Origin of the sequence: Oscillibacter sp., from assembly GCF_032060045.1 — a bacterium.
Lineage (GTDB): Bacteria > Bacillota > Clostridia > Oscillospirales > Oscillospiraceae > Oscillibacter.
The window spans coordinates 1,049-9,442 of the sequence record NZ_DAMBZJ010000016.1 but is presented as its reverse complement, the minus strand read 5'-3'; the positions used below and the strand labels follow the sequence as shown (position 1 = coordinate 9,442).

The following is an 8,394-nucleotide window of genomic DNA, read 5'->3' as shown; positions in this document are numbered from 1 at the left end:
CCCATCGTGCTCCATCTGGATCACGGCCCGGATTTTGAAACCTGCAAAAGCTGCATCGACGGTGGCTTTACCTCCGTGATGATCGACGCATCCGGCAAGCCTTTTGACGAGAATATTGAGATCACCCGGAAGGTGGTGGAATACGCCCACGACCACGGCGTGGTGGTGGAGGCGGAGCTGGGGACTCTGGCTGGGATTGAGGACGAGGTAAACGTCAGCGCCGAGGACTCTTCTTACACCCGTCCCGAAGAGGTTGAAGAATTTGTCTCCCGCACCGGCTGCGATTCTCTGGCCATCGCCATTGGCACCAGCCATGGCGCGTTCAAGTTTAAGCCCGGCACCAAGCCCCAGCTACGGTTCGACGTGCTGGAGGAGGTTTCCCGTCGTCTGCCCGGATTCCCCATCGTGCTGCATGGATCTTCTTCGGTCCCGCAGGAGTTTGTAGAGAAAATCAATCAATTTGGCGGCAATATGCCCGGAGCCATCGGCGTGCCGGAGGATCAGCTGCGCCACGCGGCGGAGCTGTCCGTGTGCAAAATCAACATTGACTCCGATCTTCGTCTTGCCATGACGGCTTGTATCCGGGAGCACTTCGCCCATAATCCCGGCGATTTTGATCCCCGCCAGTATCTCAAACCCGCCCGTCAGGCCATTAAAGACATGGTGGCCCATAAGCTGGTCCACGTTCTGGGCTGCGATCACAAGATTTAACCGTTTTTTCAAAAAACAGGGCAGGGAGACGTTTGTCTCCCTGCTTTTTCGCGCAGCTTGCATCGCTTATGCAAAAATTTTATATGAGCAAACTGGTTCTGGAAAAGACCGATCATGGCACATTTTCATCCTTTCGCATAAGCTGGGGGCAGGGGAGGGGTACCCATGAACCTTTTACAGGACTATGACCGTGAGGCAGCGGTGTGGTATGCCCACCGTTGGGCCTATGGACGAAACCCGGCCTTTTACGATTATGAAACCATCGGCGGAGACTGCACAAATTTTGCATCCCAGTGTCTTTATGCCGGGGGCGGCGTCATGAATTATTTCCCCACTTATGGCTGGTACTATATCAACGCAAATCAAAAAGCCCCCGCGTGGACGGGGGTTGAGTATCTGTTCAACTTCCTTACCCGCCCTCAGTCCTCGGTGGGTCCTGTGGGTGTGGAATGTCAGCTTTGGGAGCTGCTTCCGGGCGATCTGGTCCAGCTATCTCTCGGCGGGAACCGTTACCAACACTCGCCAGTGGTGGTGGAGGCGCAGCCGCCCTATGGTCCGGAGAACATTCTCGTGGCAGCCCACAGCTTCGACGCGGACAACAGGCCGCTAAACAGCTATGAGTATGTCCTAGTTCGACCTGTCAAAATCCTTGGCGTGAATCGGCCATAACTTGAATGCTGCAAAAAAAGGTGCTATAATCACGGCTGACGGAAAAAGGCCCGTCAGTCGTGATTGTTTTTCGTTTATTGAACATTTTATTGAACATAAGGAAGGCGAATACATATGAAAAAACTTTATGCGGCATTGCTTGCGGCCGCCCTGACTGCGATGTCTGCGCTGCCGGTTTCTGCCGCGTCCTTTCGGGACGTCCCGGTGGGGAGTGCCCTTGCAGACGAGGTGCAAAAGGCTGCCGACTATCACCTTATGGGCGGATACAGCGCCTCCAACTTCGGTTATTCGGACCCCATCACCCGGGGACAGTTTGCTGCCGTGCTGGTGAGGATGATGGTAAAAACCATGAACTGGGACGGAGCACTACCCCAGCAGCCCTCTTTTTCCGATGTGCCCTCTTCCCACACGTGGTATTCAGTGGTGGAGACTGCGTTGGCGCACGATGTGGTGGACCGGAGCGAAAAATTTCGTCCGGACGTACCCATCACGCGCACCGAGATGTCTGAGATGCTGGTGCGTGCAGTGGGACTGAAGGGGGCGGCCGCGCTTCAGGAAAAATTGACTGCGCTTCCGTTCACCGACGTGCAGGCAGGGAAGGGGTACGTAGCCGTGGCTTATCAAATCGGCATGACCTCGGGCACTTCGGAAACCACCTTCGCCCCAACCGCCACGGCAACCCGGGGACAGGCCGCTGCCATGCTGGTGCGCATTTACGAAAAACTCAGCCGCGCCACGGAGTTTGTCCACGGGTTCTATGCGATTTCCTCCCGAAACCAGCTGGGCCTGTCAGACGGGATGGAAGCCGTCAGTGCCGGGTGGAGCAGAATGACGTGGGACGGAACCGCAGCACTGCTTTCCACCACCTCGGCGGGCGGCAATGAGTATGCCATCCCCAGCGGCTATCAGGATGTCACCGGGTACCTGGGTGCGGGCGGCACAACCTTGAATTTGAGTGTCTACATGGATATGTCCGGGGGAGTGCGGGAGCTGCTTGCCTCGGAGGTCGGTAGAACGGCGGCAGTTGAGCAGATAGTCAATGAGCTAACCGTTTCCTACAACGCCGTGGGAAAGAATCCCTATTCCGGTGTGACGATCGATTTTGAGAGCCTGCGGACTGCACAAAAATCGGATCTTACGACGTTTTTAACGACGTTATCCAGTAAAGTGCATTCCCTTGGTAAGAGTTTGTATGTCTGTGTTTCCCCGACTTTAACCACTGGCAGCTATTATGACGGCTATGATTACTCCGCCATCGGAGAACTTGCCGATCGAGTGATTCTGATGGCCTATGACTACAACACCTCGGATATGTCTTCCTTTGTGGGAACAGAGTATTATAAGACCGCCGCGCAGGCTCCTGCCGACCAAGTATACACCTCGCTGCTGGCCGCCGCCGTGCAAATGGGTACTAGCAATGCATCCAAGTTGCTTCTGGGCTTCTCCGGCAAGCCCATGGCATGGAAAATCGGCACAGACGGGAAGCTTCTTTCTGGAACTCCGGTCTACCCATCCAACGAAACACTGTATCAAAGACTGGGACAGGCCAATACAGTAAGGGGCTGGTCTGATACCTATCAGCAGCCCTATGCAATCTATACCACGGAGGACGGCAGCCGTTATTTCGTCTGGTACGACAACAACGATAGTGTTCACGTCAAGCTCGGCGCCGCCAAGCTGCTGGGGATTACCGGCGTTTCGCTGTGGCGGCTGGGGACTATCCCTACGGAAACCGACTGGAACTGGAACAGCCTGCTGACATCATAAAAAACGCAAAGCCTCTGGAATTTTCCAGAGGCTTTGCTGTTTATAAGTACAGGTAGCGGGAAAAAGAAAACACCTTGCCAAAGCTCAGGAATCCAGCGGTTTTTTCGGTGCCTTGACCTGAGACAGGGGATTGGCTCTGGCGGCGACACGAAGGGCTTCGTTGTCGATATGAGTGTAGATTTCTGTGGTATTCAGGTGCTCATGGCCCAAAACCTCCTGCACCGCTTTCACGTCCACGCCGTTTTGCAGCATCAGCGTGGCGGCGGTGTGGCGGAGTTTATGAGATGAGTATTCCGACGCATCCAGTCCGGCTTGGCCCAAATGCTTCTTCACCATTGCATGCACTCCAGAGCGGCTGATACGCTTGTTCTGCTCCGACAAAAGCAGCGCACCGCTGTCCCGCCCCGACACAGGCCGCCGCACTGCCAGATATTGCCGCAGTGCATCCTTGCAAGCCTCGTTCAGATACACGATACGGACCTTGTTGCCCTTACCCAAAATCCGAAGGGCCTCGTCCTGAATATCATTTAAATTGAGTCCCACCAGCTCGGAAATCCGCAATCCACAGTTGAGAAACAGCGTCAGAATACAATAGTCACGCTCGCGGTTCTTTCCGTCAACCGACTCTAAAAGCCGGATGCTTTCATCCAGCGTCAGATATTTTGGCAGTGTTTTTTTTGTTTTTGGGGAGTCAATGTCCTTGATAGGATTTTCGGCAATTAGGTGTACTTTATTGGTCAAATAGTTGTAAAAAGAACGAAGTGTTGCAATTTTTCGCGCTCTGGACGAGGCGTTTAGTCCATAATCTGATGCAGAGCTGTTTTGATGCAAAATCCGGTCGCGGCTGAGATACGTCATGTATCCGTAGATATCCGTCAATGTCACAGATTTAACAAAGTCTAAATCCACATCCAGAATCGAAATTTCATCCAGCCGGCTATCCCGCAGAGACGAATCCCGAGTCTGTTTCATATAGCGGAAAAAGTTCCGCAAATCCAGAAAATATTCATCCGCGGTCCGCCTGGAATGCGCTTTGATCGTTTCGTGATACGCCAGAAAGTCCCGAAGGACCGGCGGCGCTTCGGTGCGGTAATCGTTCAAAATATCACCCTCAAATCTGTAATGTGTTAGTCAGCGCAGTCGCTGGAGCGGTTGGAAACGTGGGGATCTTCATAAAGAGCTGCTCAAATCGTTGGAAATAGGCTTGTCCGGATGTGTTTTCCGAGCAGTCGGCATGGATACCGTGTCTGCGCATATTAAAGGGAATCAAACCAGCTTTTTTCGGCCGATGGCGGTGGGCTTGATGCCCATAGGATAATCAGCGGTTGCATTGTCCGATCGCACATATCGCTCCCCTTCTTTGAACAAAATTTTTATTTTGTTCAATCGCCTTTGTAAAACAAAGCCGACTGTCCGCCCTAGGGTTGTTCTGACACCAGTATCGAGCGACGCTGTCCAACTGTTCGGCAAAGGCGTTCTTCCAAAACAACATTATTTTGCTCAAGGCAAAATGCCTTGGCGGCGCGCTCCATGTCCTTTTAAACGGTCAGCCTATTCTTCTGGCTCCCCCAGCTTTAAGCCCCAATTTTCTTTTTTCAAAACATAAACTTCAGCGTTTCGGCACATCCTAGCCTAAACACTTAGACTGCTTGAAAACATCTCAAACTAAAAGGAACGGACTGAATTTTATGGGGCTTATTCCATGCACCTCTGCCTGCATCTACCAAAAGGACGGACTGTGCGATTTGGATTGCGCCGCTGCTGCCGGCGTTCCTCCCGCCGGAGGCGGCTGCGTTCACTTCATCCCTGTTTGCGCAACACGGAGCGCAGGGCTTCCCCAATATTCCGCACCGGAATCAGTGTCAGTCCCGCCGGTGGATGGAGCGACTGGGACCGGTGTTCCGGAATCAGGCAGCGCTTGAAGCCCAGGCGCTGCACCTCGTTTACTCGCTGGCTGAGCTGACTGACGCTGCGCAGTTCACCGGTCAGGCCCACCTCTCCGATGGCCACCAGATCACTGGGAATGGGCTGATCCAGATAACTGGAGGCCAGCGCCACGGCGGCGGCAAGGTCTGCGGCAGGCTCGTCCAGCCATAATCCGCCGATGATATTTAAATAAGTATCACAGGTGGAGAGCTTCAGCCCTCCCCTCTTTTCCAGCACCGCAATCAGCATAGCCGCCCGGTTGTAATCAAAGCCATTGCTTGTACGGCGGGGCGTTCCGTATCCGCTGGGGGCAATCAAGGCCTGAACCTCCGCCAGCACAGGCCGAACGCCCTCCATCACACAGGTAACGCAGCTTCCCGGCGCATCCGCTGGGCGGCCCGCCAGCAGCAGCTCTGAGGGGTTTTCCACCTCGTGCAAGCCCGCGTCCTCCATCTCAAACACACCGATTTCATTGGTGGCCCCAAAACGGTTTTTTGCCGCCCGCAAAATGCGATAGGAGCTGTGCTGATCTCCCTCGAAATACAGCACGCAGTCGACCATATGCTCCAAAACCTTGGGGCCGGCAATAGAGCCCTCTTTATTCACATGCCCGATGACGAACACGGTGACCTCCTGCCCCTTGGCAAGCTGCATCAGTGCCATAGTGCAGTCCTTCACCTGCCCCACGCTTCCGGCGGGAGAATCCAGAGCGTCGTTGTACAGCGTCTGGATCGAATCGATGATAAGAATGTCGGGCTGCTCCACCGCAACCGTTTCCAGTACGTCTCCCAGGCAGGTTTCAGAGATAACGAACAATTGTTCGCTCTCCACATCCAACCGCTTTGCCCGGAGCTTTAGCTGGTGCTCCGACTCCTCTCCCGATACATACAGGACCTTTGAAAATTCGCACAGTTTGCTGCAAATTTGCAACATCAGCGTGGACTTTCCGATTCCCGGCGCGCCGCCCACCAGCACCAAAGAGCCCTTGACGGCCCCGCCGCCAAGGACCCGGTCCAGCTCGCCCATTCCGGTGGGGAAGCGGATTTCCGACGCGGTTTCCAAGTCCGTCACCGGGCGGGCACGTCGGGTACCCCCTATGGCGGGGATTGCAGAAGCCGCCGATTTCCCGATGCCCCGGGATTTTTTCGGCGCGGCTTCCGCGGGACGCTCCACCACCGTGTTCCATGCGCCGCAGGCGGGGCACTTCCCCGCCCACTTGGGCGTCTCGTTACCGCACTCCGTGCAGTAAAACGTACTTTTCGCTTTCATCTATGCCGTTTCCTCCGTAGAAAAATATCCGGCGGCAATGGCCACCGCCAGCCGTATCTGATACCCCGGTTCTTGCAGACGAGTGGTTTCCGCGCTGTTGGAGAGGAAACCGCACTCCACGATAATTGCCGGAGCCATGGTGTTTTTCGTGAGATAGATGGAATCGGAAATACGCTTGGGCGTTTTTCCGTTCCCGGTGTTCACGCTGCTGTTCAGCCGTTCCTGCACGGCCGCGGCCAGCGCCGGGGCAGGCTCCACACCGTTGTAAAAGACTTGCGCGCCGTGGGTTTTGGAGGAGCCTGGAAGGCTGTTTTGATGAATGCTGAGGAGCACCGCGTTTTTCAGTCCATTCACAAGCGCCACCCGGTTTTTAAGGTCCGAGGCTTTTTTCTGGCGAAGCGTACTGGCTTCCGGAGAATGGATGGATATATCCTCCGTCCGGGTCATCACCGTGTCCTGCCCCAAAAACCGGAGTAGCGCGTCCAGCCGCCCGGCAATCTGCAAATTCAGTCCACTCTCCACCGTGCCGTCCCCGGCCACTGCGCCGCCGTCCTCCCCGCCGTGTCCCGGATCTACCACCACCACCCGGCTAGGGCTTCCAATCGGCTGAGACGAGAGCACAGAGACGCTCCCACTTCCCTGCCATAAAATCAACGCCATCCCCGCCACCGCGGTAAGAAGCAGTGCGGAGAAGCCAAGATGGGTCCTGCGTATAAAAACAACCATCGCCGTCACCTCCCGTGAAGAATATGAGGTACGGCTTTTCCATTATGTCCGCTAGCTGCGGGGCTGCCGCCACAAGTGGGCAGTCAAAAAGGGCGGACGTCTTATTTTATATATTATAGCACCCTTTTGTCCGGCCCCGCAAGATGTACCCACAAGGGTTAACCGGCATAGTATGGCATAAGCGCACGATACCGTGCGCAGTCTGAGCAAACCTGCGCAAAGGAAGGAGTATTTTTGTAGATGAATAGACCTGAATTGAATTCCTGCGGTCAAAACGACGGGAGCCTTCCCGGACGCTGTGCACCGTTGGCTTTTCCCTACGTGCCCATGCAAGATCAAGACCCGCCCCGCTATGAAAACGCCACGGCGCTTCAGACAGGGACGCTGTTTCCGGGGCTGGACCTGCCTTTTAAGGCAGCAATGACTGACAAGCTGAAAATCAACAACACTGCCTTGGGAGAGTTGATGGCGCTTGATTTCGCGATTGACGAGCTGGGCCTGTATCTCACTACTCACCCCAAGGACCAAGAAGTTTTAAACCTCTACTGGTCTTATATCAAACTTGCCCAAGAAGGCCGGATCAAATATCGGAAAATGTATGGGCCCCTTCTCCAGACGGATATTACGGAGCAGGAAGGCTTTATCTGGTTGAATGACCCGTGGCCCTGGGATGAAGGAGCGAATGGCTAATGTTTGTTTATGAAAAAAAGCTGCAATATCCCGTCAATATCAAAACTCCGAATCCTAAGCTGGCGGCATTGATTATCAGTCAGTATGGTGGTCCTTACTACAATAAACTATCATAAGGAATAAGAAAGACGCAGGGATGCTCACGAATATCCCTGCGTTCTTGTATAATTGCGGTCGGGTAATAACTTTTTACCAGCGCTCGCGTTTTTTTCGTTCATCCACCACGCGGGCATGTTGCTTTGCAGATGCAGCACGAGGTCTTGCGGAGACAGTTGCCTGACCATTTGAACGTCTAGGCTTAGACAAGGCTGAGGGCGTGTGAAGACGGTCGAATCCATACCGCTTTTGCGGTGTTTTTTCTGACTTTTGCAGTATCTTCATTGGCCACTCTGATTTTTCCACAGGAATAGTGCGGCCCACCAGCTTTTCAATATCCTTTAGGTAAGTTATTTCATCATAGTCGCAGAAGCTGATGGCAATGCCACCCAGACCGGCACGGCCAGTCCTGCCGATACGGTGAATATAGGTTTCCGGTTCATTTGGTAATTCGTAGTTAAATACATGGGACAGCTCAGGAATATCAATTCCCCTCGCCGCAATATCAGTTGCAACAAGGATTTTGATATCTCCGCTTTT

8 protein-coding genes and 1 pseudogene are annotated in these 8,394 nt (G+C 54.1%); 5 read left to right on the top strand and 4 right to left on the bottom strand.

Annotated features, from left to right (window positions below; all coding sequences use genetic code 11):
• The 3 genes from RT018_RS08035 to RT018_RS08025 form a co-directional block, all read left to right on the top strand.
• The coding region (locus tag RT018_RS08035; RefSeq protein WP_312940856.1) for a ketose-bisphosphate aldolase at positions 1–711 on the top strand (711 nt) is incomplete at its 5' end.
• A gap of 165 nt (positions 712–876) precedes the next feature.
• A complete protein-coding gene (locus RT018_RS08030) occupies positions 877–1,380 on the top strand; it encodes an amidase domain-containing protein (RefSeq protein ID WP_312940855.1) in 504 nt (167 codons plus the stop codon).
• A gap of 114 nt (positions 1,381–1,494) precedes the next feature.
• Positions 1,495–3,147, top strand: coding sequence for an S-layer homology domain-containing protein (locus RT018_RS08025; protein ID WP_312940854.1), 1,653 nt, complete (start codon positions 1,495–1,497; stop codon positions 3,145–3,147).
• Positions 3,148–3,231: 84 nt separating this feature from the next.
• Here RT018_RS08025 and RT018_RS08020 read toward each other — a convergent pair whose 3' ends face one another.
• The 3 genes from RT018_RS08020 to RT018_RS08010 form a co-directional block, all read right to left on the bottom strand.
• On the bottom strand, positions 3,232–4,248 hold the full coding sequence (locus RT018_RS08020; protein WP_312940853.1) for a tyrosine recombinase XerC: 1,017 nt from the start codon (positions 4,246–4,248) through the stop codon (positions 3,232–3,234).
• Between the two features lie 699 nt (positions 4,249–4,947).
• Positions 4,948–6,342, bottom strand: a complete 1,395-nt coding sequence (radA, locus tag RT018_RS08015) for a DNA repair protein RadA (protein ID WP_312940851.1) — start codon at positions 6,340–6,342, stop codon at positions 4,948–4,950.
• Positions 6,343–7,068 (bottom strand): N-acetylmuramoyl-L-alanine amidase, encoded by a 726-nt coding sequence (locus RT018_RS08010; RefSeq protein ID WP_312940849.1) that lies wholly within the window; start codon positions 7,066–7,068, stop codon positions 6,343–6,345.
• A gap of 240 nt (positions 7,069–7,308) precedes the next feature.
• Here RT018_RS08010 and RT018_RS08005 point away from each other — a divergent pair, with 240 nt between their 5' ends.
• Positions 7,309–7,758, top strand: coding sequence for a spore coat protein CotJB (locus tag RT018_RS08005; RefSeq protein ID WP_312940848.1), 450 nt, complete (start codon positions 7,309–7,311; stop codon positions 7,756–7,758).
• Positions 7,758–7,853: pseudogene (locus tag RT018_RS08000) on the top strand (manganese catalase family protein); the annotation flags it as partial. The gene RT018_RS08005 and the pseudogene RT018_RS08000, both read left to right, overlap by 1 nt.
• A gap of 94 nt (positions 7,854–7,947) precedes the next feature.
• On the opposite strand, the gene RT018_RS07995 reads toward RT018_RS08000, so the two are convergent.
• Positions 7,948–8,394, bottom strand: a 447-nt coding sequence (locus RT018_RS07995; protein WP_312940846.1) for a helicase-related protein, incomplete at its 5' end; no start/stop codon positions are given.